The sequence below is a fragment of the Nereida ignava genome (assembly GCF_001049735.1).
Classification (GTDB): domain Bacteria; phylum Pseudomonadota; class Alphaproteobacteria; order Rhodobacterales; family Rhodobacteraceae; genus Nereida; species Nereida ignava.
Genome location: NZ_CVPC01000012.1, coordinates 1 through 24644 on the forward strand (window position 1 = coordinate 1; position 24644 = coordinate 24644).

32 protein-coding genes and 1 pseudogene are annotated in these 24644 nt (G+C 53.9%); 26 read left to right on the forward strand and 7 right to left on the reverse strand.

Annotated elements, in window-relative coordinates:
• Positions 1 to 677: 677 nt before the first annotated feature.
• On the reverse strand, positions 678 to 1061 hold the full coding sequence (gene cueR, locus NIG5292_RS10475; RefSeq protein WP_038010046.1) for a Cu(I)-responsive transcriptional regulator: 384 nt from the start codon (positions 1059 to 1061) through the stop codon (positions 678 to 680).
• Between the two features lie 95 nt (positions 1062 to 1156).
• Between cueR and NIG5292_RS10480 the strand changes: the two genes are divergently transcribed.
• The 6 genes from NIG5292_RS10480 to NIG5292_RS15145 all read left to right on the forward strand — a co-directional run bounded on the left by NIG5292_RS10480 (position 1157) and on the right by NIG5292_RS15145 (position 4488).
• Positions 1157 to 1906, forward strand: coding sequence for a MauE/DoxX family redox-associated membrane protein (locus NIG5292_RS10480; RefSeq protein ID WP_048599498.1), 750 nt, complete (start codon positions 1157 to 1159; stop codon positions 1904 to 1906).
• A 72-nt stretch (positions 1907 to 1978) separates the two neighbouring features.
• Positions 1979 to 2413 (forward strand): c-type cytochrome, encoded by a 435-nt coding sequence (locus tag NIG5292_RS10485; RefSeq protein WP_048599499.1) that lies wholly within the window; start codon positions 1979 to 1981, stop codon positions 2411 to 2413.
• Positions 2414 to 2432: 19 nt separating this feature from the next.
• Positions 2433 to 2774, forward strand: coding sequence for a copper resistance CopC family protein (locus NIG5292_RS10490; protein WP_048599522.1), 342 nt, complete (start codon positions 2433 to 2435; stop codon positions 2772 to 2774).
• 2 nt (positions 2775 to 2776) lie between these two features.
• Positions 2777 to 3625 (forward strand): CopD family protein, encoded by an 849-nt coding sequence (locus NIG5292_RS10495; RefSeq protein WP_038010054.1) that lies wholly within the window; start codon positions 2777 to 2779, stop codon positions 3623 to 3625.
• Between the two features lie 8 nt (positions 3626 to 3633).
• Positions 3634 to 4086, forward strand: coding sequence for a c-type cytochrome (locus tag NIG5292_RS10500; RefSeq protein ID WP_053084891.1), 453 nt, complete (start codon positions 3634 to 3636; stop codon positions 4084 to 4086).
• A 255-nt stretch (positions 4087 to 4341) separates the two neighbouring features.
• A complete protein-coding gene (locus NIG5292_RS15145; protein WP_233488213.1) occupies positions 4342 to 4488 on the forward strand; it encodes a hypothetical protein in 147 nt (48 codons plus the stop codon).
• A 228-nt stretch (positions 4489 to 4716) separates the two neighbouring features.
• Here NIG5292_RS15145 and NIG5292_RS10505 read toward each other — a convergent pair whose 3' ends face one another.
• Positions 4717 to 5196, reverse strand: a complete 480-nt coding sequence (locus NIG5292_RS10505; RefSeq protein ID WP_082136689.1) for a substrate-binding domain-containing protein — start codon at positions 5194 to 5196, stop codon at positions 4717 to 4719.
• Positions 5197 to 5565, reverse strand: coding sequence for a LysR family transcriptional regulator (locus NIG5292_RS10510; protein WP_158441659.1), 369 nt, complete (start codon positions 5563 to 5565; stop codon positions 5197 to 5199). It lies immediately after the preceding gene.
• Between the two features lie 143 nt (positions 5566 to 5708).
• Between NIG5292_RS10510 and NIG5292_RS10515 the strand changes: the two genes are divergently transcribed.
• From NIG5292_RS10515 to NIG5292_RS10550, 9 genes and pseudogenes are all read left to right on the forward strand, one after another.
• Positions 5709 to 6071 (forward strand): DoxX family protein, encoded by a 363-nt coding sequence (locus tag NIG5292_RS10515; RefSeq protein WP_053084893.1) that lies wholly within the window; start codon positions 5709 to 5711, stop codon positions 6069 to 6071.
• A complete protein-coding gene (locus NIG5292_RS14640; RefSeq protein WP_199555588.1) occupies positions 6068 to 6241 on the forward strand; it encodes an NADPH-dependent FMN reductase in 174 nt (57 codons plus the stop codon). The genes NIG5292_RS10515 and NIG5292_RS14640 overlap by 4 nt, the downstream gene beginning before the upstream one ends.
• 180 nt (positions 6242 to 6421) lie before the next feature.
• Entirely contained in the window at positions 6422 to 7237 is an 816-nt protein-coding gene (phnC, locus tag NIG5292_RS10520) for a phosphonate ABC transporter ATP-binding protein (RefSeq protein WP_048599502.1), read from the forward strand.
• 59 nt (positions 7238 to 7296) lie between these two features.
• The gene (gene phnD / locus NIG5292_RS10525) at positions 7297 to 8214 is read left to right on the forward strand and encodes a phosphonate ABC transporter substrate-binding protein (protein WP_048599503.1); all 918 of its coding nucleotides are present in this window, start codon (positions 7297 to 7299) and stop codon (positions 8212 to 8214) included.
• 65 nt (positions 8215 to 8279) lie between these two features.
• Entirely contained in the window at positions 8280 to 9152 is an 873-nt protein-coding gene (gene phnE, locus NIG5292_RS10530) for a phosphonate ABC transporter, permease protein PhnE (protein WP_048599504.1), read from the forward strand.
• Complete coding sequence (gene phnE, locus NIG5292_RS10535; protein ID WP_048599505.1) at positions 9149 to 10465, forward strand: phosphonate ABC transporter, permease protein PhnE; 1317 nt, start codon at positions 9149 to 9151, stop codon at positions 10463 to 10465. Before phnE (NIG5292_RS10530) ends, phnE (NIG5292_RS10535) begins: the two co-directional genes overlap by 4 nt.
• The gene (locus tag NIG5292_RS10540; protein WP_048599506.1) at positions 10462 to 10710 is read left to right on the forward strand and encodes a Rossmann-fold NAD(P)-binding domain-containing protein; all 249 of its coding nucleotides are present in this window, start codon (positions 10462 to 10464) and stop codon (positions 10708 to 10710) included. The genes phnE (NIG5292_RS10535) and NIG5292_RS10540 overlap by 4 nt, the downstream gene beginning before the upstream one ends.
• Positions 10703 to 11320 carry an LbetaH domain-containing protein gene (locus NIG5292_RS10545; protein WP_048599507.1) on the forward strand — a complete coding sequence of 206 codons (618 nt, stop codon included), beginning with the start codon at positions 10703 to 10705 and terminating at the stop codon, positions 11318 to 11320. The genes NIG5292_RS10540 and NIG5292_RS10545 overlap by 8 nt, the downstream gene beginning before the upstream one ends.
• 534 nt (positions 11321 to 11854) lie before the next feature.
• Positions 11855 to 12998, forward strand: a pseudogene (locus tag NIG5292_RS10550) (glycerophosphodiester phosphodiesterase family protein); the annotation flags it as partial.
• 49 nt (positions 12999 to 13047) lie between these two features.
• Here the strand turns inward: NIG5292_RS10550 and phnF are convergent.
• A complete protein-coding gene (gene phnF, locus NIG5292_RS10555; protein ID WP_048599508.1) occupies positions 13048 to 13767 on the reverse strand; it encodes a phosphonate metabolism transcriptional regulator PhnF in 720 nt (239 codons plus the stop codon).
• An 81-nt stretch (positions 13768 to 13848) separates the two neighbouring features.
• On the opposite strand from phnF, the gene phnG reads away from it, so the two are divergent.
• The 8 genes from phnG to phnN are packed head-to-tail and all read left to right on the forward strand — an operon-like array spanning position 13849 to position 19460.
• Positions 13849 to 14304 carry a phosphonate C-P lyase system protein PhnG gene (phnG, locus tag NIG5292_RS10560; RefSeq protein ID WP_048599509.1) on the forward strand — a complete coding sequence of 152 codons (456 nt, stop codon included), beginning with the start codon at positions 13849 to 13851 and terminating at the stop codon, positions 14302 to 14304.
• Entirely contained in the window at positions 14304 to 14882 is a 579-nt protein-coding gene (phnH, locus tag NIG5292_RS10565) for a phosphonate C-P lyase system protein PhnH (protein WP_048599510.1), read from the forward strand. The genes phnG and phnH overlap by 1 nt, the downstream gene beginning before the upstream one ends.
• Positions 14882 to 15970, forward strand: a complete 1089-nt coding sequence (locus tag NIG5292_RS10570) for a carbon-phosphorus lyase complex subunit (protein ID WP_048599511.1) — start codon at positions 14882 to 14884, stop codon at positions 15968 to 15970. Before phnH ends, NIG5292_RS10570 begins: the two co-directional genes overlap by 1 nt.
• Positions 15967 to 16566 carry an HAD family hydrolase gene (locus NIG5292_RS10575; RefSeq protein ID WP_048599512.1) on the forward strand — a complete coding sequence of 200 codons (600 nt, stop codon included), beginning with the start codon at positions 15967 to 15969 and terminating at the stop codon, positions 16564 to 16566. Before NIG5292_RS10570 ends, NIG5292_RS10575 begins: the two co-directional genes overlap by 4 nt.
• Positions 16563 to 17426: an alpha-D-ribose 1-methylphosphonate 5-phosphate C-P-lyase PhnJ gene (locus NIG5292_RS10580; RefSeq protein WP_048599513.1), complete on the forward strand. Its 864-nt coding sequence runs from the start codon at positions 16563 to 16565 to the stop codon at positions 17424 to 17426. The genes NIG5292_RS10575 and NIG5292_RS10580 overlap by 4 nt, the downstream gene beginning before the upstream one ends.
• Complete coding sequence (gene phnK, locus NIG5292_RS10585; protein WP_048599514.1) at positions 17423 to 18193, forward strand: phosphonate C-P lyase system protein PhnK; 771 nt, start codon at positions 17423 to 17425, stop codon at positions 18191 to 18193. The genes NIG5292_RS10580 and phnK overlap by 4 nt, the downstream gene beginning before the upstream one ends.
• A 2-nt stretch (positions 18194 to 18195) precedes the next feature.
• Positions 18196 to 18918, forward strand: coding sequence for a phosphonate C-P lyase system protein PhnL (phnL, locus tag NIG5292_RS10590; protein ID WP_048599515.1), 723 nt, complete (start codon positions 18196 to 18198; stop codon positions 18916 to 18918).
• Positions 18915 to 19460, forward strand: a complete 546-nt coding sequence (gene phnN, locus NIG5292_RS10595) for a phosphonate metabolism protein/1,5-bisphosphokinase (PRPP-forming) PhnN (RefSeq protein ID WP_048599516.1) — start codon at positions 18915 to 18917, stop codon at positions 19458 to 19460. Before phnL ends, phnN begins: the two co-directional genes overlap by 4 nt.
• Here the strand turns inward: phnN and NIG5292_RS10600 are convergent.
• Complete coding sequence (locus NIG5292_RS10600; protein WP_048599517.1) at positions 19442 to 20113, reverse strand: DUF1045 domain-containing protein; 672 nt, start codon at positions 20111 to 20113, stop codon at positions 19442 to 19444. The genes phnN and NIG5292_RS10600 overlap by 19 nt on opposite strands.
• A gap of 49 nt (positions 20114 to 20162) precedes the next feature.
• On the opposite strand from NIG5292_RS10600, the gene NIG5292_RS10605 reads away from it, so the two are divergent.
• Together NIG5292_RS10605 and NIG5292_RS10610 are read left to right on the forward strand one after the other, a co-directional pair.
• Positions 20163 to 21305, forward strand: coding sequence for an alpha-D-ribose 1-methylphosphonate 5-triphosphate diphosphatase (locus NIG5292_RS10605; RefSeq protein WP_048599518.1), 1143 nt, complete (start codon positions 20163 to 20165; stop codon positions 21303 to 21305).
• A gap of 111 nt (positions 21306 to 21416) precedes the next feature.
• Positions 21417 to 21704 carry a hypothetical protein gene (locus NIG5292_RS10610; protein ID WP_143082021.1) on the forward strand — a complete coding sequence of 96 codons (288 nt, stop codon included), beginning with the start codon at positions 21417 to 21419 and terminating at the stop codon, positions 21702 to 21704.
• A gap of 217 nt (positions 21705 to 21921) precedes the next feature.
• On the opposite strand, the gene NIG5292_RS10615 is transcribed toward NIG5292_RS10610, so the two are convergent.
• Positions 21922 to 22869 carry a 1-acyl-sn-glycerol-3-phosphate acyltransferase gene (locus NIG5292_RS10615; RefSeq protein ID WP_074842153.1) on the reverse strand — a complete coding sequence of 316 codons (948 nt, stop codon included), beginning with the start codon at positions 22867 to 22869 and terminating at the stop codon, positions 21922 to 21924.
• Positions 22870 to 23420: 551 nt separating this feature from the next.
• Between NIG5292_RS10615 and NIG5292_RS10620 the strand changes: the two genes are divergently transcribed.
• A complete protein-coding gene (locus NIG5292_RS10620; protein ID WP_048599520.1) occupies positions 23421 to 23615 on the forward strand; it encodes a hypothetical protein in 195 nt (64 codons plus the stop codon).
• 257 nt (positions 23616 to 23872) lie between these two features.
• Here the strand turns inward: NIG5292_RS10620 and NIG5292_RS10625 are convergent, their stop codons facing one another.
• On the reverse strand, positions 23873 to 24439 hold the full coding sequence (locus NIG5292_RS10625) for a tyrosine-type recombinase/integrase (protein ID WP_048599521.1): 567 nt from the start codon (positions 24437 to 24439) through the stop codon (positions 23873 to 23875).
• Between the last annotated feature and the right edge of the window lie 205 nt (positions 24440 to 24644).

The window sequence follows — 24644 nt, forward strand, 5'->3', positions numbered from 1 at the left end:
CGCAACAAAAGCCTTGTCGCGGCTGCGAACAGATGCTGCATCAGCGAAGGTTGGAAATCCAAGGTCGGTTTTGTCCGCACTCCGGCCATAAACAATAGTCCAAGCGAACGTCCACTTCATTTAGTTCCTGTCCAGTCTTGCGTCTTTTGGAGTGTTGAACAGTGTGTTAGCACTGAAATCTTTCGATTACCGTGTCCAACACAGTGTTTCTGCCCTACCCTTAAAATGACACTAAAAACACACTTACACGCACACCAAAAATATTGACACGCAAGCCACTGTTTATAAATGTATAAATTACACCACCTACATTGAAAATCCTCGTGTCGGTGGTTCGATTCCGCCCCCGGGCACCATTTATCAAGCAATATCAATAACTTAAATCAGCTCCATGCACGCTTAAGTAGTGTTTTTCAAAAACACACCAAACACACACTTTTTGCCGTGTTACTCGCTATTTCGACTGCTGAATCACGGTGTTGAACACAGTGTTGGCTAGTGCTGTGCTGCGAACACTGTGTTGGCGGAGTTTTGTCGTAACATAGTTCGGGACAGTGAGTGTCAGGCTCTACTCGGTTTTTGACACTTAGCGGATGTTGGCGCGACAAGCCGCAACGTTCTTAAATAAGTCTTTATTTTCAATACTCGACTGAAGTCTACCAGCATAAGGTCGTTAATTATCCGAGATAGTCGATGATTGGACAATCAGGGCGATGGTCTCCACGACACGTTTTGACCAAGTGTGCCAGCTCGTCGTGGAGCGACTTTAGTTCTCGCTGCTTTTCTTCGAGTTCTTCTAGTCGTTTAGATGCGATGCGCTTTACCTCCGCGCTAGTGCGATCTTGATCCTGGTATAGGTCAAGAAGCTCGCGACACTCTTCAATGGTAAAGCCAAACGCGCGGGATCGTCTTATAAATATTAGCTTTCGGACTGATGCATCATCGTAGGTGCGGTACCCGGTATCTGATCGTGATGGTGCGCTTACCAAACCGATATCTGCATAGTAGCGAACTGTTTTGACGGGCAAGCCAGCCGCCTTGGATGCAGCAGAAATGTTCATGCAAATCCTCCTTGACCTTCCAGTTGCTGGAAAGACTAAATGATAGTCCAAATAGGTGCAACGACTTCGCAAAGACCGATGAAAGGGTAAATGAAATGCCAAGAAATAAGGCTACCAAAATAGCAACACTCCATCGCATGGTAATGTCGGATCGTATGTGCCCTCACGGTCTGAAATCCAAGGATTTGCTGGAACGCGAGGGATACGAGGTGGAAGATCGCCATTTGACTAGCAGAGAAGAAGTGGATGCCTTCAAGACCAAGCATGGCCTTGCAACGACCCCACAGACCTTTATCGACGGCGTTCGTATTGGGGGGTTCGATGATCTAAGAGAATATTTTGGCAAGCCCACTAAAGCCAGGGATACCCTGACCTACACGCCTGTCATTATGTTGTTTTCGGTCGCGGCCTTCATGGCACTCGCCGTGACATGGGTCGCGCTTGGGACACCCTTCTCTGGACGAACTATCGAATGGTTTATCTCAATCTCCATGGTGCTGCTAGGGTTACAAAAGCTTCAGGATGTCGAACGCTTTGCGACCATGTTTCTCAATTATGACCTGCTGGCACAGCGATGGGTGCGATATGGATACGTCTACCCCTTCGTAGAAACAGGGTCTGGATTACTAATGATGGCTGGCGTGCTGACTTGGCTCTCCGCTCCTGCGGCATTTCTTGTGGCTGGAATTGGGGCTGTCAGCGTGTTTAAGGCAGTCTATCTCGACAAGCGGGAACTTAAGTGTGCCTGTGTTGGGGGGGATAGTAAGGTGCCACTTGGGTTTATCTCACTGACCGAAAACCTCATGATGATTGGCATGGCTGTGTGGATGCTCTTAAATCTGTGATGTAAAAAGGATTGACCCTCCACCTGCTGGAAGGTGTATGCTTCGTCAACAACTTAAAACACGAGAGAATACATGAAACTTTTTTACGCCACAGCGATGGCACTAGTAGTTGGTGCGGCGAGTTACATGCTTTGGACAACATTCGAGCCAACTGTCAGTGCAGGCACAACTTCTGGCAGTGATGACACAGCATTGGTTAAAGTCATTCTTCCGGATAATTTTTCGGATAAAGCGAAAGTCGGTCAAGTGGGCTTCAATGCAAAATGTGCGGCTTGTCACGGGGTCAACGCTGCGGGAAAAGACGGTATTGCGCCCCCACTTGTTCACAAAATCTATGAACCTAGCCATCACGGCGATGAAAGCTTTCAGCGGGCCGCAGCATTGGGCGTGCGTGCGCACCATTGGCCTTTCGGCAACATGCCTGCTGTTGAAGGTGTCACCCGTGGAGACGTCAAAATGATCACCGCTTACATACGCGAACTTCAAAGAGCCAATGGGATCAACTGATCGCATGAAGGGACAAACGATGAAACATATCATGTTCACCGCGATGGTGAGTTTGTGGGCTACAAGCGCCATTGCGCACTCACCGCTTGAGGCGACTGTACCAGCCAACGAGGCCACCGTCTCGAAAACGCCTTCAGAGATTGTTATGGATTTTAAGGGCGCCATTCGACTGACGCGGGTCAGCATGACCCAAGGCAATCAGCCGAGCGTCAGTCTCGATTTAGATGCCTTTAGCGGGTTTGCATCTGACTACGCTATTCCTGTTCCGCCGATAGGAATGGGTAACTACCTAATCGAATGGCGTGGTCTTGGTGCGGATGGTCATCCCTTAAAAGGGTCATTTAGCTTTACGGTTAAATAGCAATGCTGGACCTCTGGGAATTGGCATCTATTGCAACAAGATTTGCGCTTTACCTCGGTGTACTGACCGCTGTCGGTACATTTTTGACAACTTTGCTTTTCCAGATCACGGGCTGCCGCCATTTCACCGTTGGCTTTGCTTTGCTCGGGATTGCAGCGACAGTGATGGGTTTCTCTCTGTCTGGTGCCGCCCTAACAGGTGATGCAGGTGGTATGGTCGATTTTGAGATGCTAGGCCTGCTTTGGTCCACATCCGTTGGAACGGCTGTTGCCTTGCGATTAGCTGGTCTTGGGCTGTTGATCGTTGGACTGTTACTTGGACGGGTTGGGCGGATCCTTTCAATGATCGGCGGCGGTCTCGCGCTGTGGTCCTTTGTAACTGTTGGGCATATCCCAGATCGTGGCAGCCTTCTGTTGAGCATTGCGTTGCTATTTCACCTGGTCGCCATCTCTATTTGGATTGGTGTTTTGACACCTCTTCGGTCATTGGCACTAGACCCAAGTCGATTGTCGGATGCAGTACGTGTCGGGCACCGCTTCGGCAAAATAGCAGCGGTTTTTGTACCATTACTGATCCTTGCAGGTGTCTACATGGGTTACGAATTGGTCGGGTCATTGTCATCTCTTGTAGGTACGGGTTATGGGCAGGCGTTAATCATCAAGGTGTTGTTCGTAGCAAGTCTCTTGACCCTCGCTGCGGCCAACAAGCTTCGGTTCATCCCGCAAATGAGCAGGGGTGACCCCGCCGCAGCAGGTCATCTGTCCAAGTCCATATCGATTGAATGGTCGGTAATTGTCACTGTTATTCTGACCACAGCGGCTCTGACGTCTATCCTGACTTTGCCATCCTAAGGGTTGAAATGAACATTCAGCAATTTTTAGACTCAAAAAGTTGGCTGTTCGTTTTGGCTGTAGTTGTATCGCTACCAGCACATGCAGATCATGAACTTTTGAATCGTGACATTGTTGCGGGAGCACGTCTTTACCAACAGCAGTGCGCATCATGTCATGGTGCCAACCTAGAGGGCCAACCAAACTGGCGTTCGCCAAACATTGTTGGAGTGTTACCGGCGCCACCCCACGACGCGTCAGGGCATACATGGCATCATGATAACGCTCTGCTCTTTGAATATACGATGCTGGGAGGAAGTCGTGCACTCGCAATTCGTGGCGTGATTGGCTTCAACAGTGGAATGCCCGCCTTTAATGACATTCTGACAGATGAAGAGATTTGGGAAATCCTTAGTTATATTCGATCAACTTGGCCCGAGCGCGTTCAAAAGACGCAAGCTACTCGTAATGCACCGCATTAGTCATACCGTTATCCCCGTCCTGACGAAGCATTTGATATTTACGTGTGAAACAGTCCTGGTTGTGTAACGACTTACTTCCTCGACTACATCAATTATTGTCGATTACTTTGTCGGCATTGGCCCCGCCGCAACGAACTCACATTTCATCCGCCTAGCCAATATTGGTGCAGAACACTGCGAACGTCCGCCCCTAAACACACACTTCCATAGACTTGTTGGTGCGCCCTACCGTAGTGTTGTGACGAGGAGCGGGACATGCGGCAGCTGCGTGAAGACACACATCTGATACTGGACGGCGAGGTGCGGGTGTATCGGCGTGAGCGCAGCAAGCGTTGGCAGGCGGCGTTTGAGATTGATGGGCACACCATCCGTGTCAGCACCGGCAAGCGCGATTTGGCTTAGGCCAAGGAGTACGCCCCCGAGACTTTTCTTTAGTACAAGTTCCGCCACAAGAACGACCTGCCCGTTGTGACCACGAAGTTCTCTGACGTTGCCAAGCTGGCTATTGGCGACATGCCAGCAGCACGTTGCAAGGGGCGGTATTGAGGCCCATCCGGGACGACGCTGCGAGCCGCCGCAAAGTCGGCCACCTGGTCAGCTTGTGCCGCCGATGGCTTGGCAGATTGTGCATCAAATATAGCTGAGAAAGGCCTGTATTTTCTCGGTTCTGTGCAAGTCTACATGGGTCACGATCCAGATCGGGACGGACCACTCATTTGAGAATGGCAAAATCCTGACAAGATCGGAATCATCCACCGCCTCGTGTTCGGCAGGAAATCCGATCCCGATGCCTTCTTTCACTGCTCGCGCTACTGCCAGCGGGTCGGAGGCATTGATCGCATATTGATCGTTCGTCAGATGCTGCTTCATCCAAGCCGCATAGGGAAGTCGGGAGGTCATGTCCTCAGCTCCGACAAACCTGTGGCCTTCGAATTCATGCCCCGCAGGCTTCCCGTTACGATTTATGTAATCGCGGCTTGCATATAGACCGAACTGAACCTCTTGAAACAGCTTCACGACATAGTCGAGTGTCTCAGGCTTTGGCCCGGCCCTGAACGCGATATGGGCCTCGCCATGTTCCAGACGTGCGAGGCTGGTTCCAGTATCCAGCTACAATTTGATCTGAGGATACGCACGGTGAAAATCACGCAGGGCTGGCATCACAAGGGGCGTGATCCCTGCCAAAGCCGTCACAACGAGCGTGCCGGACAATTGGCCCACCTTACCGCGGCTTCGCCCTGAAAGATCGGAAAGCATCTCGTCCGCGCGGCCAACAACGTCCAGCATCTCTTGGCCCGTTTCGGTCAAGGTGTAGCCACGGGCGTGACGTTGAAAAAGCGGCGCCTGAAATTCCACCTCTAGCGTGTCGATGTTTCGATTGACGGTCGCGCGATGCACACCAAGTGCGTCGGCCGCGCCGCTGACCGATCCGACGCGGGCGAGCATAAGCGCGGTTCTAAGTTCGGTCCAAAATTGCATACGCGAGCTATAGCAACACACCGATGTCGCATCAACGCGCATGTTATGCGCAATTGAATGCCTAGCGTGCAATTTGAGCGCGTCATAGCTTCAATTCGAAAGTCAAAAGCACTCAAGACGCGAACCTCAAAAGGCCCATCACTATGAAAACCTACTTCAAATACATCCCGCTAGCGTTGTTCACCCTCGTCATTGGCGGCTCTGCCCTCGGCAAACTTGCGCAGGCTGCCCCACTCACGGACTCCTTTGCAGCCCTAGGATATCCAAGCTACCTGCTGACCATCCTCGGCGTGGCTTATCTAATCGGCCTTGTCGGTCTTTGGCAGACCAAGCTCCAGAATGTGAAAGAATGGGCCTTCGCAGGCTTTCTGATCGCAATGACCGGGGCATTCAGCTCTCACATGCTGGCGGGCGATCCCATCTCAAAAGCCATACCATCGTTGGTTCTGCTGGCACTGCTGATCGTGTCCTACCTACTCGTCATCAACAAAGGATCGCGCGCGTGAAACTCCTCGCATTTGCGGCCACAAATAGCCGTGTCTCTATAAACCGCGCGCTCATTGATTTCGCCGCGGATCGCCTGAAGGCCAAAAATGCTACTGGCATCGAAATCGAAATCCTTGATCTGAACGATTTCGAAATGCCGATCTATTCGATTGATCGCGAAACTATATGACAAATCCATCTTGGCGTTTGTTGTATTAGAGATTTATCACGCAGAGTGCAGCCGTTGACTTGCCTGATCCGCACCGACTGTTACGCAACCTTTAAGAAATTATCAAAAATTTGATTCCAAACTGTCACCCAACTGTTAAATTGCAGGCTTAGCGACTCCGAGTATGCATCGGGGGACGACATGCTAAGTATTAGTGGACTGACTAAACAGTTTGGCGACAAAATCGCCGTAGACTCAGCCAATATCCAGATTGATGAACCGACGATGATTGGTATTATCGGTCGGTCCGGCGCAGGAAAATCGACGCTCCTGCGGATGCTTAACCGGCTCAGCGATGCGTCCAGCGGCGAAATTTTGTTTGAGGGCGAAGACGTGACGGCAATGCGCGGCGCCGCACGGCGTCAGTGGCAATCACGTTGCGCGATGATCTTTCAACAGTTCAATCTGGTGCCGCGTATGGACGTGGTATCAAACGTGCTGCACGGCACGTTGAATCGCCGGTCAACGCTTGCAACGGTGTTCAATCTTTATCCACGGGCGGACATTCACAAAGCGATTGATATTCTGGACCGTCTTGGCATTGCGGAACAGGCACCAAAACGCGCCGAAGCCTTGTCAGGTGGTCAACAACAACGTGTTGCGATTGCGCGCGCGCTGATGCAGGACCCAGCGATTATTCTGGCCGATGAACCCATTGCCTCTCTTGACCCAATGAACGCGCAGGTGGTGATGCAATCCTTGCGCGATATTCACGAAGAAGACGGTCGCATGGTCATCGCCAACCTCCACACACTGGATACCGCGCGCCGCTACTGTGACCGCGTGATTGGTATGCGTGATGGGCGGATCGTTTTCGACGGTACGCCCGCACAACTGACCACAGGTGTTGCACGCGACATCTATGGGGCAGGCGCGGATTTCTCCGAAGCCGCCACGTCAACTGAAATCGAAACCCTGGACAGAACCGGCGATCCCAAAATTGGGGTTGTCGCCTGAGCAAGTTTAACCACGCCCCAATATGAAGCAGGGGCTTTAATCCACCTATGGAGAAACTGATGAAAAAGTTTATCGCAGCCGCTTTGGCCACAACCGCTCTTGTTGCCCCTGCCTTTGCAGACGGTCATGCAATCACCGAATTCCGTATCGGTGTGCTTGGCGGTGAAAACGCGCAAGACCGCATGAACAGCTATGCCTGCTTGCAGGAATACGCAACTGAAGCGCTTGGCGTAGAGACAAAGATCTTTGCGCCTGCTGACTACAACGGCGTCATTCAAGGCTTGCTTGGCGGCACTATTGATATGGCGTGGTTGGGTGCGTCAGCGTACGCGGCAACATACCTGCAAGACCCCGAAGCGGTTGAGCCTGTGCTTGTCAAAGTGAACCTGGACGGTTCCATCGGTTACCATTCCATCGGCTTCGCGCGTGCTGACAGCGGCATCACGAGCCTTGACGACATGCAAGGCAAAGTCTTTGGGTTTGGTGATCCAAACTCTACATCCGGCTACCTGATCCCGTCTATTGAGATCCCACAGTACAAAGACGGTATCACAATGGAATCGGGTGATTACTTCGGTGAAGTGAAATTCACTGGTGGCCATGAGCAGACGATTATCGCTGTGAACAATGGTGACATCGACGGCGGCGTGACATGGGCTGCTGGCCTTAACGATAACTGGGAAGATGGCTATGATTCAGGTGCGCTGCGCAAGGCTGTTGACGCAGGTCTGGTGGACATGAACGATCTTGTTCAGATTTGGAAGTCGGCCGTGATTCCCGAAGGTCCGGTTGTGCTGCGCAAAACCCTGCCAGCAGACGTCAAAGCAAAGATGATTACTTTGGTCGACGACCTGCATGAAAACGATCCTGAGTGTGGTTACGGCGTCTTCTCTGGTGACGGTCTGGGCGCACAGCCTGTGACCCATGAGACCTATATTTCCATCGTTGAGGCCCGCAAAGCCAAAATCGGCGGCTAATTAATTTTGATAACTGCACTGGCCGCCTTCACTTTGGGGGCGGCCAGTATTTTTATGAGGGCATTATGACAGCTTTAGATACTGAAGTCGCGCAAAGCGTCGGTGACATTCGCGAAAGCTACCTTGCGCAGGTCGGGCGGCGCAGGCTTTACAGCGGTTTGGCGCTGCTGATCTTTGTTGTTTTGATGGTATCCGGCTTCAACATCGCGGATGAACGCAATGCGGGCGGGTTCTGGGAAGGGTTGCATCAGATTGGCGACTATCCCGGCGAGGTTCTGACTGAAGCTTGGCAAAAGCGCGCGGACCTGCCAGGCTTGATTTCCGAGTTCTTTCCGGCCCTTGTTGAGACGGTAAACATCGCCGCTGTATCGACGATCATTGGGGCTGTAGGCGGTTTGATCCTGTCGCTTCTTGGGACGCGTGGCCTTGCTAAGTGGCCACGGCTGATCCCCCTCTTTCGCCGGGTTTCTGATATTTTGCGTGCGGTCCCCGAAATCGTGATCGCCTTGGTATTGATCTTCATTTTGGGCGGTGGGCCTGTGCCCGCGATGATCGCAATTGCGCTGCATACGGCCGGTGCTCTGGCCAAAATGTTTTCCGAAGTGGCTGAAAATGCCGACCTCAAGCCCGTCCAGGGCCTTGCCTCAACAGGGGCGACATGGACCCAACGGATGATGCTGGGCGTGTTGCCTCAAGTCGCGCCAAACTACGTCAGCTACACGCTGCTACGTTTTGAAATCAATATCCGCGCGTCTGCGATCCTCGGCTTTGTCGGTGCGGGTGGTCTTGGCTACGAGCTGCGCAATGCGATGGCCTGGGGACCAGGCCGCTTCGATGAGGCAGCAGCAATCTTCATACTGCTGTTTAGTACGATCGTGTTCTTTGACCAAGTTTCAAGCCGCTACCGCAACCGTTTGACCGAAGGACAGGCCCAATGACGTTCTTGGATATCCAAGCCACCAAAACCCAAGCTGAGGGTTTGTTCCGCCGCAAGCGTATGTTCGCTTTTGGTCTGCCCGCGCTTGTTGCGGTCTATTTCACCTACATCTTTTTTGCGTTTGATGTGCCCGGCCTGGTCCAGCGCGCTAACATGGACAATGCGCGCACGCTGACCTCCGACATCTGGTCCCACAAAGTTCACGTCACCCGCAACAACCGTAACGGTGAAATCACCTATGCAGTTGAGGGCGAACGCAAGGGCGCATATCCCGAAGGCGAACGGCCATCGTGGGTCAGCGGCACAGACGTTATAACAGTCAATTTGGGCGGTGACACGATTGTGCGCTTGTTGCCCGACAACCGCACAGAGGTGGATATTCCGGGCTTTGGTCTGGTCGCGGCACAGGCCGAAGGCCGCACCATCGCTACCAATCTGCCAGCTGACCTACCGGAATGGATCAATGCATCCAACCGCCGTGTCGCGATCACCACGCCGGAGGGTCGAATCACGATTACAGGATCCAGAACCGAGGTTTTCAATTATTTCGGGGGCTGGGAGCTGTTTTGGTTCACGCTCGACAGCCGCTATCACGGTGCAGGTTTAGGGCAGATCCTATTCGGCGCACAGATTGACCCAGACCGTAGCAATATCAGCGGTGCGGTTTCCGACTTTTGGAACAACAAGATGTGGCGGCACAAGGATGTCGCTTGGGCCATTGGTGAAACGATCCTGATGGCGTTCCTAGGAACGATGGGTGCGGCGATGATCGCACTGCCGCTGGCGTTTCTCGCCGCAAAACGATTTACGCCGATCCTGTTGTTGCGCGCTGCCACGCGCCGCCTTTTTGATTTCGTGCGCGGCGTGGATGCGCTGATCTGGACCGTGGTTCTTGCCCGTGCGTTCGGACCGGGACCGTTGACGGGTGCATTGGCGATCCTGATTACGGATACGGGTACATTCGGCAAGACATTCTCGGAAGCGCTTGAAAACGTCGATGACAAGCAGATCGAGGGCGTGACATCGACGGGTGCTAAGCCTCTCCAACGGTACCGGTTTGGGGTTATCCCGCAGGTGATGCCCGTTTTGCTGGCGCAAGTCCTTTATTTCCTTGAATCCAATACTCGCTCCGCGACGATCATCGGCGCAATCACGGGTGGCGGGATTGGCCTGATGCTAACGCAGGCGATCCAAACCCAGAAAGATTGGGAAGAGGTGGCTTATTACATTATCCTGATCATCATTATGATCATGTTGATGGATTGGCTGTCGGGCTGGTTGCGCGGTAAACTGATCGGAACCAAAGACGGATGACGACCTACCTGATTACGGGGGTGAACCGAGGCATCGGGGCTGCATTGGCGGCAGTTGCCACCGCGCGCGGACATACCGTTCTCGGTACAACACACGACGGGCGGGACGGAACTGTGCCGCTGACCTTAGATGATCCGGCCCGTATCGCCGCGCAATTGGCAGATATCCCGCAAGACTGTCCCTTGCTGAAACGGGTAAGTTCTTTCGCTTTTCCGGTGAAGAAAGAGACTTTTGATCATGCCTAGACTGAGTGCTGTCGACCCTTTCATCCACCCGGATTGTAACATCACCGACAGCACTTTCGGTGCTTACGTCGAAATTGGGCGTGGCAGCAGGCTGAATAATGCGACCTTCGGGGATTACTCCTATTGCGACCGTTACGCCGATATCGCAAACGCGCGGATTGGTAAGTTCGCCAACATCGCAGCGTTCAGCCGGATCGGCGCGACGGACCATCCTTTGGACACCGCCGCATGCCACCATTTCCTTTATAGATCAGCGGATTACTGGGACGACACGACGCGGGACGAGGCGTTTTTTGCGCATCGCCGATCCCGTATCGGCCACATCGGACACGACACTTGGATTGGTGCCGGAGCCATGATCAAGCCCGAGGTTACATTGGGTCATGGTGCGGTCGTGGCGGCGGGGGCCGTGGTCACTAAGGATGTGGATCCCTACACAATCGTCGCTGGCACGCCCGCCAAGCCGTTGCGGCTTCGCCAGCCACGCCATATCTCCGATCGTCTTATTGCGCTGGCATGGTGGGATTGGGACCACGACGCATTGCGCGGCGCATTGGACGACTTTCGAGCCATGAAGGCAGAGGCGTTTTTGGACAAATACGGCGGGTGATCACCCTCCTGCACGTGTCCAAAATGTCAAATCCGCTCGCGCCACCACACATGGCTTTCGCGGCAGTGTTCTTCGCCCACCAGCCAGATGAGAAAGCGCGAAGAATACTGGTGTTTGTGTCGCCAAGCCCGCGAACATAAGGCCTCTGGCGACCCTGTCAGAAATCGCAATGTCACGTGATAAAGGAGGGTAATGCGTTCCATCATTGCACCCGTTTTTTGCCTGTTTTGAGAAATGCGTATCGCGCAAGTGTCACAAGATCATAACGTAGTTAGACCCTTAGCCACAAAATGCGCCCCGATGACCAAGATGCCTTTTGGTCTCTCCCTGTCTGGCCTAGCGGCCAGGCAATCAAGGCTGGTCTTGTCGCCTCTCACCGTCATGAATCTTTGAAGAATTCGTTATCAAAAAGTTACGCGGCCCGATCACCTTGGACGAATATGAACACTAAAGGGGATTATCATGCTGCGTCTCATCGCACTTACGACTGCAGCGCTCGCCGCAACACCCGCTATCGCATAAACGCTTGACCGCGTTGAATACGGCCCACGTCCGTTCTATCTGATTGATCGGGTGGAAGACGGCGAACTGAAACAGAAGTTGCATTCTTGCCAGAACCAAGAGGCTTCCATGTCGTCGTTTTCTATCGGTCACCGTGGTGCGCCGATGCAGTTTCCAGAGCACACAGTTGAATCCAACCGTGCCGCCGCGCTGATGGGGGGCGGGCATTCTGGAATGTGCTGTAACGTTTACTAAAGACCTTGAGCTGGTATGCCGTCATGCGCAAAACGATTTGCATACGACGACCAACATTCTTGCAACGCCATTGGCCTCTACCTGCACCATGCCATTTACTGCGGCAAATGGCGATGCAAAAGCCACGGCCGAGTGCCGTACATCCGAAATCACGCTGGACGAATACCGCAGCCTGACACCCAAAATGGACGCCGCAGACAGCACCGCAACAACGGTTGCAGCCTACCTTGGCGGCACTGCCGGCTGGCGCACGGATCTTTATTCGGCTGAACCTGCGATGCTGATGACGCAGGCGGAATCTATTGAATTGTTCCGTGACCTTGGCGCGAAATTTACGCCAGAATTGAAATCGCCTTCGGTCGAGATGCCGTTCAACGGGTTCACACAAGAAGACTACGCACAAAAGATGGTCGATGAATATGTGGCCGCGGGTATTCCAGCATCTGATGTCTGGTTGCAGTCGTTCAACCTTGAAGATGTGCTGTACTGGATCAAGGCTGCGCCGGAATTCGGTGCGCAAGCCGTCTACCTCATGGATGAATATAACATCGACGGCTATTCACCGATGGATGCATCAACTTGGCCCAACACGATGGAAGACTTCAAGGCGATGGGCGTCAACTACATTGCGCCGCCCACATGGATGTTGGTCACACTTGAAAACGGTGAAATCGTCCCGTCCGAACTGGCCCTTCAGGCCAAGGCTGCAGACCTTAACATCATCACGTGGACCATCGAACGCTCTGGCCCGCTCGTGAATGGTGGGGGTTGGTATTACCAGTCCATCGCAGATGCGGTGAACAGCGACGGCGTGATGTATGAATTGATCGACGTTCTTGCGCAGGATGTGGGCGTTGACGGCATCTTTTCGGATTGGCCTGCAACCGTGACCTATTACGCGAACTGTATGGGTCTTGAATAAATTGTCTTTTGAGACGTTGATAGCCTCGCCTGTTTCGGGCGGGGCCGTTTTAGGTGTCCAAGGTCAGTGTGATCCGATCCCCGACAAACCATGTGCGCCCATACTCGATCGGGCTGCCTGCCAAATTGACATTCACGCTGGAGGATCGCAGCAACGGGTCACCTTCAGCGATTTGTAAATGCAGGGCATGTGTCGCGCCCGCGCGCACTGCCGTGACCCGCGTCGAAGCACGGGTGTAATCTGCCACACCTACGTTAGCCAAAGCTTCGGTGACGCTGCCTTGCGCGCCAAAAGCCGCTGAAATGCCAGGGGTCCGCGATAGTGGAAAAACGCTCTCAAACACCGCGATGGGCTGACCGTCGGCCAAGGATAGCCCATGGAAAGCACACACCGGGTCACCGGTATTGATGGTTAGCGCCTGTGCCTCGCCGTCCGTCGCAAACCGATCTTCGACCAACAGGACGCGTTTTTCTGGCAATCGTCCTGCCGCGGTGAGATTGTCGTGGAACCTGACCTTGCGCCCGATAGGATAATCGGTGGGCGTTGAGGCCACAAACGCACCCGCACCGCGCCGTGTGCGGATCAAACCCTCGTCCGCCAACGCAGAAATCCCATGGCGCACGGTGTGGCGATTGACGCCGAACCGCTCTGCTAAGGCGGCCTCGGTAGGGAGCTTGTCACCCGGCGCATAGCGGCCCTCGGCTAGGTCACTACGCAAGGCTTGCGCAATGGCCTGCCAAATCGGCGTTTTAGAGGAAGTGTCACACAAAATTCACAAATCTCCACTGGGGGAATCGGAGGGACATGTTATGATATGTCTAGTTGTATAGAATATCGAAAAGTTGTCGAGATGAAAGATGTCAACGAAGACCATGCACCGCGCCAGCACTGGCTCAGCCTTATGGCCAAAGCCCCTGCGGGGCACGTAGCCACCCTGCTGGACCAGGCTGTGACGCGCCCCGCCTTCACATGGCTGCGTGCTCCCGAGGTTGGCAGCACCATGGTGCGCGCACGCGCCGGTTCTACAGGAAGTCCGTTCAATCTGGGTGAGGTCACCCTGACGCGCTGTGCGCTGGTCCTTGCAACAGGCGAGGTCGGTCATGCGTATATTCAAGGGCGTAGCAAGACGGATGCCGAAGCCGTGGCCATAATGGACGCCCTAATGCAAACGTCGACAGCGGCGACGTTGCAGGCGCGGGTGTTGGATATGCTCGAGGCGGAGCAAACCGCCAAGCGGGATGCGCGCGCCGCCAAAGCGGCCGCCACAAAGGTTGATTTCTTTACTATGGTGAGAGGAGAAGACTGATGCAGGCCCAGCCCTTCAGCGGCGGATTTGCCGACCCCGCCATCGCCTCTGCAACTGCGTTCCGTCAGGTGATGGAAGCCATGGCGCGTCCCGGGACAATCCACACCATCACTGGTGCCGTGCCGCCAGAGCCCCTTTCCCCCGCGACCGGTGTAGTTCTGCTGACATTTTGTGACCCTGATACCCCTGTGCATCTGGCAGGACCATTGGCCTGTGATGCTGTGCGGACGTGGGTGGCATTCCACACAGGCGCGCCGATCGTTCGGCCGTCTCGCTGCATGTTCGCGGTCGGCGCATGGGACGACCTGATGCCGCTCAGCGCCTATCAAATCGGTACACCGCAATACCCGGACCGATCCGCAACGCTGATCGTTCAGGCGGAGCAGTTGGCGCCAAATGGTGCCATTTTATCCGGTCCGGGCATCAAAGAAACGCACGCCTTATCGCTGCCTGAGATTGAGGCGTTTCAGCAGAATGCAGGGCATTTCCCCCTTGGCCTCGATTTCGTCTTTACAAACGGTGACTGCATGGCGGCTTTGCCCCGCACCACAATCGTCACGCAAAAAGGAGACGTCTGATGTATGTCGCCGTCAAAGGCGGGGAGCGCGCGATTGAGAACGCACACGCCTGGCTTGCCGAAGAGCGCCGCGGTGATACCTCCGTGGCCGAACTCAGCGTCGAACAAATCCGCGAACAGTTGGCGTTGGCCGTCAACCGCGTCATGGCCGAAGGGTCGCTTTATGATCCTGACCTTGCCTCTCTGGCAATCAAACAGGCGCGAGGCGATCTGATTGAAGCAATCTTCCTCATTCGTGCCTACCGCACCACGCTGCCCCGTTTTGGTGCTTCCTTGCCAGTGGAAACTGGAAAAATGGCCTGCGACCGGCGCATCTCGGCAACATTCAAAGACCTGCCCGGCGGACAGGTTCTGGGACCAACGTTTGATTACACGCACCGTCTGCTGGATTTCAAGCTGGCCGCTGACGGAGAGGTGCCAGAGGCCGCGACGCGCGAGGCTGTGTCCAGCGACGTCCCCCATGTGACCGAATTCCTCAACCACGAAGGGTTGATTGAAGAGGCCCCGCATGATGACACGACACCGCCTGACCTGACCCGCGAACCGCTTGAGATGCCCGCAGAGCGCGCACTGCGTTTGCAAGCCCTCACCCGCGCGGACGAAGGGTTCACGCTTGGCATGGCCTATTCCACCCAGCGTGGCTATGCGCGCAATCACGCCTTTGTGGGTGAATTACGCATTGGTTCGGTGCCTGTCGAAATGGAGATCCCCGAGCTTGGGTTCAGCATCGAGATTGGCGAAGTCACGTTGACCGAATGCGAAACCGTCAACCAGTTCACGGGTTCAAAATCTGAGCCGCCCCAGTTCACACGTGGTTACGGGCTGGTCTTCGGCCAAACCGAACGCAAGGCGATTTCGATGGCGCTGGTCGATCGGGCGTTGCGTTGGGAAGAGTTGGGTGAGGAAGATGAAGGCGCGCCTGCGCAGGATGCCGAATTTGTGCTGTATCATGCGGACAACATTCAGGCGACAGGGTTCCTTGAGCATATCAAATTGCCCCACTACGTCGACTTTCAAGCCGAATTGGAACTAGTGCGAAAGCTGCGTGAAGAGGCAGGTACGAACTCTGTAAGTGAGGCCGCAGAATGACCCCCGATATTGTCGTTTTTGATATCGGCGGCGTGCTGATTGACTGGCAGCCGCATTTGGCATGGGTTGATGAGATGGACGCGGTCGAAGCGCAAGCGTTCATGGATCGGATCGCCTTTGACAAGCTGAACCTGGCCTGTGATGCGGGGGCGACTTTTGCGCTGGCGGCATCTCAGATTGCAGACCCCGCTGATGCGGCGCGGCTAGGTCGATATGTTGAGCGGTATCAACACACTGTGCCCGCCAAGATCACCGGCACTTGGGATATCTTATATGCTTTGAAAGACGCCAGAACGTCCGTGCATGCGATCTCTAACTGGTCGGCGGAAACATGGCCCGAAGGCTGCAAAGCGCATCCCGAATTGTTGGAGGTCTTCGACACGATAGTCGTGTCCGGTGAGGTCGGTGTCATCAAACCCTCCACCGAAATCTACGCCCTTTTGTGCCACCGCACGGACATCGCACCTCAGCGGTGCGTGTTCATCGATGATGGGCTCCACAACTGCATCGGCGCACGGGCGGCAGGGATGGACGCAATCCATTTCACTGGTCCAGACGCCTTGCGCACAGAACTTGAAGCACGGAGCCTTTTATGAGCGAGTACAACTTCGCCTATCTGGACGAACAAACCAAACGTATGATCCGCCGTGCGATCCTCAAGGGGCTCGCCATTCCCGGCTATCAGGTCCCCTTCGCCTCCCGCGAAATGCCGATGCCTTATGGTTGGGGCACGGGCGGAGTGCAGGTGTCGGCGGCGGTGATGACACCAGATGACCGGTTCAAAGTGATTGACCAAGGGGCGGATGATACGACCAACGCCGTTTCGATCCGCACATTCTTTGAACGCACGGCAGGGGTGGCCACGACCACTACCACGTCCGATGCCACCGTCATCCAGACCCGCCACCGCATCCCGGAAGAGCCGCTCAGCGAAGGCCAGATCCTTGTCTATCAAGTGCCTATCCCTGAGCCGCTCCGTTTTCTGGAACCTCGCGAAAGTGAAACACGAAAGATGCATAGCCTTGAGGAGTACGGGCTGATGCATGTGAAGCTCTACGAAGACATCAGCCGTCATGGCCATATCGCGACGTCCTATGATTATCCGGTCAAGGTTGAGGGGCGTTATGTGATGGACCCATCCCCAATCCCAAAATTCGACAACCCCAAACTGGGCAATGTGGCGGCGATCCAGCTGTTTGGGGCGGGCCGCGAACAACGCATTTATGCGCTGCCGCCCTACACCCAAGTAGTGTCACTCGATTTTGAAGACCATCCCTTTGAAGCCTCTAAACCGGATCATCCCTGTGTCATGTGCGGGGCGGAAAACAGTTATCTTGATGAAGTCATTACCGACGACACGGGCGGACGGATGTTTGTGTGTTCAGACACCGATTTCTGCGAGGCCAGACAAGCTGCAGGTCACATTGGTACGATGAACGGAAAGGACGCGGCATGACACCTTTGCTATCGGTCCAAGGTATCACCAAATTGTACGGGCACCATATTGGCTGCAAGGATGTAGGGTTTGATCTTTACCCCGGTGAGGTCATGGGGATTGTCGGGGAAAGCGGGTCGGGTAAGTCCACTTTGCTCAACTGCATGGCGGGGCATTTGACCCCTGACGCAGGCGCGGTCGTGTTTGATACGCGAACAGACGGTCCGCGCGACACTGTCACGATGTCCGAACCCGAACGCCGCATGTTGTTACGAACCGATTGGGCTTTCGTGCACCAACACGCCCGCGACGGGCTGCGTATGGGCGTTAGCGCGGGTGGGAATGTAGGCGAACGCCTCATGGCGGTTGGTGAACGCCATTACGGTGACATTCGCGCCAAGGCCACCGATTGGCTTGGCCGCGTAGAAATTGATGCCACCCGCGTCGATGATCGCCCCGCGACGTTTTCTGGCGGGATGCAACAGCGCCTGCAGATTGCCCGCAATCTGGTGACGGGGCCAAGGCTGGTGTTCATGGATGAACCCACGGGCGGGCTTGATGTGTCTGTTCAGGCGCGGCTGCTTGACCTGTTGCGCGGCTTGGTGCGCGATATGGGGCTGTCGGCGATCATTGTAACCCATGACCTCGCCGTCGTGCGCCTGCTCGCGGATCGTTTGATGGTCATGAAAGATGGTCACGTGGTCGAAGCAGGGCTGACCGATCAAGTGCTGGATGACCCACAGCACGCCTACAGCCAACTCCTTGTCAGTTCTGTTTTGCAGGTGTGAAAATGATAGAACTTAGAAACGTTTCCAAGACCTTTACGCTGCACAACCAAAATAGTGCGGTGATTAAGGTCATCAACGATGTGTCATTGTCCGTGGGGCGCGGTGAATGCGTGGCGCTGACCGGGTCCTCAGGTGCGGGCAAATCGACGCTGATGCGGATGATTTACGGAAACTACCTTACGCAATCCGGACAAATCCTGATCGACGGGATTGACCTCGTGCAGGCCGAACCGCGTGATGTCATTGCGCTGCGCCGCGAGACCCTCGGCTACGTCAGCCAATTCCTGCGGGTCGTGCCACGTGTGCCAACATTGGATGTGGTCGCTGAACCGCTGCGCGCAGTGGGTGCCAGTGCGAGTGATGCGCAGGCCCGTGCCAAAGAACTGTTAGCCCAACTCAATATTCCACAGCGGCTTTGGTCACTGTCGCCCACAACTTTTTCGGGTGGCGAACAACAGCGCGTCAACATCGCACGTGGGTTTGCGCACCCTTATCCGGCGATGCTGCTGGATGAACCGACGGCCAGTCTTGATGCCGCCAACCGCGAGGTTGTTTTGTCCTTGATCGAAGAAGCCAAAGCCTGCGGTGCTGCGATTATTGGTATCTTCCATGACGAAGCCGCCCGCGCGCGCGCCTGTGACCGTGAAATCGACGTGGGCAAATTTACGCCGGGCCTGTCCTCAAGCAGCGGAGCGGCAGGACAATCAAAAGAAACTGCGGCATGAAAAACGGGCGTCTCATTGCCGTTGTCGGCCCGTCTGGTGTGGGCAAGGATAGCGTCATGGAAGGGCTTGCCGCGGCAGATCCGACATTGCATCTGGTGCGCCGAACGATCACCCGCGCGCCGGAATTGGGGGGTGAGGACTACGATGCCGTCAGCGTGGAAAAGTTCAATGAACTAAGCGCTGCTGGACATTTTTCCGTTCATTGGGGGGCGCATGATTTGCAATATGGCATCCCTGCGTCCATCCAAACTGTGCTAGCGGGCGGTCAAGATTGCCTTGCTAATTTCTCACGTTCTGCGCTGCTGGCAGGTGATACGGCCTTTGCGCACTTCTGCGTCCTCAACATTACTGCACGCCCCGAGACGCTTGCTAAGCGTCTGGCAGACCGGGGCCGTGAAAGTCAGGCGCAGATTGCGAAACGTTTAGCGCAAGCGACCAAACCATTGCCCGACGGGTTGAGGGTTATGACGATCAGTAATGATGGCATACTCGAAGAAACCGTCGCAAAGGCTCTGTCGCTTCTTCAACCCGTGAGGGCGTAGCGTTGGATAAGTTCAAATCGCCCATCGGGGCGCTCACCGCACAAGGCAATGCTGCTCAATTCATAGCGGTCGGCCAATGGCGGCAGATGCTTCCGCGCTGTGTTCATCCACGCGGTGCGATCCGCTTGCGACAAACGCCCGCTCAGCGTCAGGTGGAACCTGAATTCCTCCATCACATAAGGATAGCCCCAGTCCAACATAAGCGCCTCTTGGCGTGCACTCAGACCCGCGCTGCGACGTCGGGCCAATTGGGCCTCGGACGCGGGCGCGCGAAAGGTATCAAGGTCGCGCACACATGCGCTTGCGACCCGTTCCAACCCAGTCAAATCACCCGTCGGGGTCAACGCCAGAAACCCGCCCAAGGTGTTGAGCGTCAACTCTCCGCAGTGTGCCGGTGCACAAGTCCCAGCCAATTTCGCGACGGCAGTCTGCAAATCTTGGGTGGAGCGCCCATCCGCCAGTTTGAACGGCGGTTTCAACGTCCCGTGAAAGCCGTATTTGCGCGGTGTCATCGTAATGTCATGCAAACCAGGCATATCTGCCTGACAAGTAACTTGGCCTATCCGAACATCCCAACCTAACCAAGTGGCCCCAAAGCTGGCCAGCGCGTCATCGATCGGTGCGTCATAAATTGCGAAACGAGTGTAAGTCATGAATCATCCCCTTAGATCTACTAATATGGACCACTCGGGTGACACTTCTATGTCAGACGACCTTTGCCTCGCCAATGCACAACTTATTTTGCCAGATCAAGTTCTGACAGGATCCATGACTATTGAGCAAGGGAAGATCACCGAAATTGTCGAGGGCGATCATAAACCAAGTGGCAGTGTGGACTGTGCTAGGGATTTCGTCATGCCCGGTCTAGTTGAGTTGCACACCGACAACCTGGAACGCCATATGGAGCCGCGCCCCGAAGTGGACTGGCCGCATTTGCCTGCGCTGATTGCCCATGATGCGGAATTGGCATCGGTCGGGATAACCACCGTGTTTGACGCACTGCGCGCAGGATCCATCCATTCAGGCAAAGGGCGTTACATTGATTATGCCCGCGCAGTGGCCGACGAACTTTTGGCTGCCCGCGCGCAGGGTTTGTTCAAGATCAGCCACTTCCTGCACCTGCGTGCAGAGATTTGTTCGGAAACCCTTCTCGAAGAATTGGCCTGTTTCACGCCTGACGACCGAGTTGGCATTGTCAGCCTGATGGATCACACGCCCGGCCAACGCCAATTCCGCGATCTCACCGCCCTGCGCACCTATGTCGCCAAGAAACGTGGCATGGATGACAACGACTTTGCTGAACATGTGGCGAACCTGAAAAGGCTGCAGGCCCAGTTTGGCGACAAGCACGAAAAGGGTGCCGTGTTGGAGGCCAAGCGGCTGGGTGCGGTTCTAGCCAGCCATGACGACACGACCCGCGAGCATGTTGTGACGTCGCAGAGCAACGGCGTTGGCTTCGCAGAATTTCCAACCACTCTGGAGGCCGCACAAGCTTGTCGAGACCATGGTATCGCCGTCATGATGGGCGCGCCCAATGTCATCCGTGGCGGGTCCCACTCCGGCAATGTCGCCGCAATAGAACTGGCGCAGGCCGATCTGCTGGATATTCTATCGTCTGATTATGTGCCGGGTGGGTTGTTGATGTCCGCCTTCCGCATCGCAGATGTCTGGGACGATCTGCCACGGGCGATTGCGACAGTGACCCGCACACCCGCGATGGCGGCAGGGTTGCCGGATCGAGGTAGCCTGCAAACAGGTTTACGCGGTGATGTGTTGAGGGTGAAGAGCAACCAAGGCACCCCAGTGCTGAGTCGCGTTTGGGTGAAGGGTGTACGCATCTCCTGACGCCCGTTCTGTAAGTTATGAGATCAGTGATTGAGCGGTTCGCGCTGTCACCGGCTTTTTACAATCTTATAGCCCCCCTTGCGGGGCGGTCGTTACAGCAAAACAGGCTTGTTGGATGGCCAACGACTGCCCAGTTGTTTTGGCGAACGTAAGTACGTTCTGACATTGGATGACGATCTCAATGTCGACACCGGCCATATGTTGGCGCTGGCGGGTGGCAATTACAGCCCACGTTATGAAGCAGGCATATCCGCTTTGGGTGGTGGTCTCACTGAACCAAGCACATCAGAGTTCTCGGGATATTGGCTAGTGAAAGCGCTCCAAACGATTTGGGGTTCACAACTCAAGAACATTAAATGCTGCACGCAATACAATCTGCCCGCAAAAGTCTTCGTATAGATGTGCTCCACAAAAGAAATTCAATTTAGAGCAGTGACATGTCATATATTTTACACATCCAATTGGTAAATACGGCGTAACCCATATGGAGCAACCCAGTGTATTGGATTGATGACTTTTCCGGAATTACTTACTATGCGCTGACTGGTAGGGACTGTTCACAGCACCTAACAGCATGGCGGAACAAATTTGATAGTTGGGTGTTGCGTTCGATTGATCACATAAGGCTTTTGACCTTCAAACCTACCTTCTGAAGGCCAGCATACACCCGCTGTCTCAACACTTTTGTGATGTGCGGAAGGCGGGCAAGACTGAAATGCCATTTTGACAGGAGCGGAACAGTTTTGTCTTGTTCGCGTCCAGTACCCTTGAGTGCCAGCGTTTTGTGATAAAGCATAGTAATTGCTTCCTCAGGCTTTATCGGCAGCTCTTTAGCCGCAATTGGTTTGCCAATATGAACGCAGAAGTGCTGACGGTATTTGTTTAGTGTTTCATGAAAAAGGGTAATGTCACGTAGGCTGGGGTGAACCCAATCGAAAAGGTAGAACAGCGCTGAATTGCGCGCTTCTATACGGACCGGAATAATGGGCAAATCAAATTTACGCGCAAAAGTCACAGGAGAAGGCATCCATTGGCGTTCATATAGCCGAAGGCCACGCCGTTTAGCCAATCGCCCTGAAGGAAAAATTACGCCAAGCCGGCCCTCGTCTACTGCTTGTTTTGTGTATGCCATAGTCGAGCGTGTTTTTGCGTGAGTGCGTCGGTCAGTCCGCCATTCTACGGCTGCGATTATATCCTCCATCTGTGGCATGATGCGAAGGATATCACTGTTCGCAAAGAAGTAGGTATCAGGTCGCTTCGTTGCGAGCAAACGATGTAAGATGATACCATCAGCAATACCAGTGGGGTGGTTGGAGACGATCAGCGCCGGACCTGACACAGGGATATGTTCGAGCCCAGTACAATTCACGCGCTGTGCCAGCAGCCGCCCCATGCGATCCATAATCTTGTCGCTTGGCCAGTCCTGCATTTCAATCGCGAGATCGAGCGTCGCATTATAGCTCAAGAGAGTGTTGATAAATAAACGGATTGCACGAATGTAGGGACGGTTTGCGAACAACCATTTAGCCCGTTCTTCAATCAGTGCATTAATCTGTTCTTTCATGCAGAGACTTTTCCACTGCACTGCAACAACATTGTGACGGCTACGACATTTTGTAGCCGTTAGATCGTTGTTCAGAACTCACAAAAATACCCAGCGAACATTAAAATCCCGAACATGGCACAAACTTAGGCAGCAATAATTCAGCGTCACGGCGCTGGCAGTTAGCTGTACGCGTTTCATCAGGCGTTAGTTTTATGCGGGACTTTTAGCTACATCTTGAGCAGTCAAAACGATTAAAATCAAGTCTATGCGTTTCTCGATAAGGCGGTAAGAAACTTGGCAGCAACTCAAAACATGTCGTAACTTCAAGACCTTCCAATTCAACCAAATAACTCGTCATTATTCTGTTGCTGGAATCACTGCTCATATATTTTGGTGAGTATCGAGAAGGCTGAGCGTTTCTTCCCGTTAGCTCGGTCTTCTTTTTACATTTTGTGCAAGCATATCATCATTTTCTAAATCAGTTATCCTGCCCAGGCACCAAATGTCTGTTCGAATCGCGGCCGAGATAGTATTTGCCAGTTTATAGATACGATAAACTGTAGGCCGATATGCATAGATACATTGCCGAATTGGATAGCGAATCCCAAATTGCGGCTGTTTGGGTGGAAAATAAGAAAACACGCAAAATGAAAGTCTTCGATCCTAAAAAGCACTTTTTTGATCCGCAAGAGCCGAATGAGTTTTTGTGTGCCCCGCAAAGTGAAATCGTAAAATGGCTCACTGAAAAATCACTCAAAAATTAAAGCCAAGGACTGATCGTCGTTAACTACGTTGGCTCGTAACTGCGTTACGTTTTATTCCCTATTTTTGAATATTGGGAAGAAGTTATGATGGGCGCCCCAAGAACAACTTGATATTCTGTGGCCATACTTTCGAACGAGCCAAGGCCACGCAAGTGCGTTGATTATAGGCATAGTTGGTGTAACATTACTGTTAATTTAGCTCGCCTCGTAAATGCAATGTGACGGGTGCGAGGGCTGAGTTTGAATTGGATATTACATTAAAGTAATTCCACCGCTTCACTCAACTGCTCTGCGTTAACATCGATGTAGCGTTGAGTGGTGCTGATATGCGAATGCCCTGCTAACTCTGCCAGCAACCTTACCCCTACCCCCTTATTTGCCAAGCGCGTGATGTAACTGCGCCTTCCCGAATGGCTTGAAGCATCCTTAAGTCCTACAGCTTTGTAAATGTCGAGGAACAGCTGACACATGGTGTTTGCTGAGAAGTGCCCACCCTTTTGACTCTCAAACAATGCGTGATGCGGCTTGGCTGTGCGGATTGATGCGCTGTACTCGACTAGGGCTTTGCGTAAGCGTTGGTTCATGTACACCGTGCGCGTGTGCCCACCCTTGCTTTGATCCGCTGTAAGGATGAACTGTGTGCGCACGCTGCCTGCTTCATCAAACACGTTGCCCACGGTGAGTGCAGCAATCTCCTTTGCTCTCAGCCCTGCGTAAAAGCTGGTGAGTATGATTGTCTCATCGCGTATCGGATGACGCCTGCTGCGGCAGTACTGGATCACACGGCGCAGCTGCGCATCGTTTAACGTTTGTGCTTGGCGCATGGCGTTATCTCCTCAAAACCTAAGCATTTGTTAGCTTTGAGCATAAAGTCTGAGATTTTGGTCTTCCTACCGGAAAGACGACTTTCTTGAAGTCTATGTTTTACAATGACTTACGCAATAATCTCATACAATATGCATTCTATGAGGTTTTGGGCTGTGTGATTGCGCTCAGTACAAGCCTTGCTGCTATGCTCCGCTGCCTACA

What these genes read in the sequence shown, in the direction of transcription:
- cueR (WP_038010046.1), bottom strand. Translation starts at nt 1,061, where the DNA reads ATGAACATTTCTGCTGCATCCAAGGCGGCTGGCTTGCCCGTCAAAACA.
- NIG5292_RS10480 (WP_048599498.1), top strand. Translation starts at nt 1,157, where the DNA reads ATGCCAAGAAATAAGGCTACCAAAATAGCAACACTCCATCGCATGGTA.
- NIG5292_RS10485 (WP_048599499.1), top strand. Translation starts at nt 1,979, where the DNA reads ATGAAACTTTTTTACGCCACAGCGATGGCACTAGTAGTTGGTGCGGCG.
- NIG5292_RS10490 (WP_048599522.1), top strand. Translation starts at nt 2,433, where the DNA reads ATGAAACATATCATGTTCACCGCGATGGTGAGTTTGTGGGCTACAAGC.
- NIG5292_RS10495 (WP_038010054.1), top strand. Translation starts at nt 2,777, where the DNA reads ATGCTGGACCTCTGGGAATTGGCATCTATTGCAACAAGATTTGCGCTT.
- NIG5292_RS10500 (WP_053084891.1), top strand. Translation starts at nt 3,634, where the DNA reads ATGAACATTCAGCAATTTTTAGACTCAAAAAGTTGGCTGTTCGTTTTG.
- NIG5292_RS15145 (WP_233488213.1), top strand. Translation starts at nt 4,342, where the DNA reads ATGCGGCAGCTGCGTGAAGACACACATCTGATACTGGACGGCGAGGTG.
- NIG5292_RS10510 (WP_158441659.1), bottom strand. Translation starts at nt 5,565, where the DNA reads ATGCAATTTTGGACCGAACTTAGAACCGCGCTTATGCTCGCCCGCGTC.
- NIG5292_RS10515 (WP_053084893.1), top strand. Translation starts at nt 5,709, where the DNA reads ATGAAAACCTACTTCAAATACATCCCGCTAGCGTTGTTCACCCTCGTC.
- phnC (WP_048599502.1), top strand. Translation starts at nt 6,422, where the DNA reads ATGCTAAGTATTAGTGGACTGACTAAACAGTTTGGCGACAAAATCGCC.
- phnD (WP_048599503.1), top strand. Translation starts at nt 7,297, where the DNA reads ATGAAAAAGTTTATCGCAGCCGCTTTGGCCACAACCGCTCTTGTTGCC.
- phnE (WP_048599504.1), top strand. Translation starts at nt 8,280, where the DNA reads ATGACAGCTTTAGATACTGAAGTCGCGCAAAGCGTCGGTGACATTCGC.
- phnE (WP_048599505.1), top strand. Translation starts at nt 9,149, where the DNA reads ATGACGTTCTTGGATATCCAAGCCACCAAAACCCAAGCTGAGGGTTTG.
- NIG5292_RS10540 (WP_048599506.1), top strand. Translation starts at nt 10,462, where the DNA reads ATGACGACCTACCTGATTACGGGGGTGAACCGAGGCATCGGGGCTGCA.
- NIG5292_RS10545 (WP_048599507.1), top strand. Translation starts at nt 10,703, where the DNA reads ATGCCTAGACTGAGTGCTGTCGACCCTTTCATCCACCCGGATTGTAAC.
- phnG (WP_048599509.1), top strand. Translation starts at nt 13,849, where the DNA reads ATGAAAGATGTCAACGAAGACCATGCACCGCGCCAGCACTGGCTCAGC.
- phnH (WP_048599510.1), top strand. Translation starts at nt 14,304, where the DNA reads ATGCAGGCCCAGCCCTTCAGCGGCGGATTTGCCGACCCCGCCATCGCC.
- NIG5292_RS10570 (WP_048599511.1), top strand. Translation starts at nt 14,882, where the DNA reads ATGTATGTCGCCGTCAAAGGCGGGGAGCGCGCGATTGAGAACGCACAC.
- NIG5292_RS10575 (WP_048599512.1), top strand. Translation starts at nt 15,967, where the DNA reads ATGACCCCCGATATTGTCGTTTTTGATATCGGCGGCGTGCTGATTGAC.
- NIG5292_RS10580 (WP_048599513.1), top strand. Translation starts at nt 16,563, where the DNA reads ATGAGCGAGTACAACTTCGCCTATCTGGACGAACAAACCAAACGTATG.
- phnK (WP_048599514.1), top strand. Translation starts at nt 17,423, where the DNA reads ATGACACCTTTGCTATCGGTCCAAGGTATCACCAAATTGTACGGGCAC.
- phnL (WP_048599515.1), top strand. Translation starts at nt 18,196, where the DNA reads ATGATAGAACTTAGAAACGTTTCCAAGACCTTTACGCTGCACAACCAA.
- phnN (WP_048599516.1), top strand. Translation starts at nt 18,915, where the DNA reads ATGAAAAACGGGCGTCTCATTGCCGTTGTCGGCCCGTCTGGTGTGGGC.
- NIG5292_RS10600 (WP_048599517.1), bottom strand. Translation starts at nt 20,113, where the DNA reads ATGACTTACACTCGTTTCGCAATTTATGACGCACCGATCGATGACGCG.
- NIG5292_RS10605 (WP_048599518.1), top strand. Translation starts at nt 20,163, where the DNA reads ATGTCAGACGACCTTTGCCTCGCCAATGCACAACTTATTTTGCCAGAT.
- NIG5292_RS10615 (WP_074842153.1), bottom strand. Translation starts at nt 22,869, where the DNA reads ATGAAAGAACAGATTAATGCACTGATTGAAGAACGGGCTAAATGGTTG.
- NIG5292_RS10620 (WP_048599520.1), top strand. Translation starts at nt 23,421, where the DNA reads ATGCATAGATACATTGCCGAATTGGATAGCGAATCCCAAATTGCGGCT.
- NIG5292_RS10625 (WP_048599521.1), bottom strand. Translation starts at nt 24,439, where the DNA reads ATGCGCCAAGCACAAACGTTAAACGATGCGCAGCTGCGCCGTGTGATC.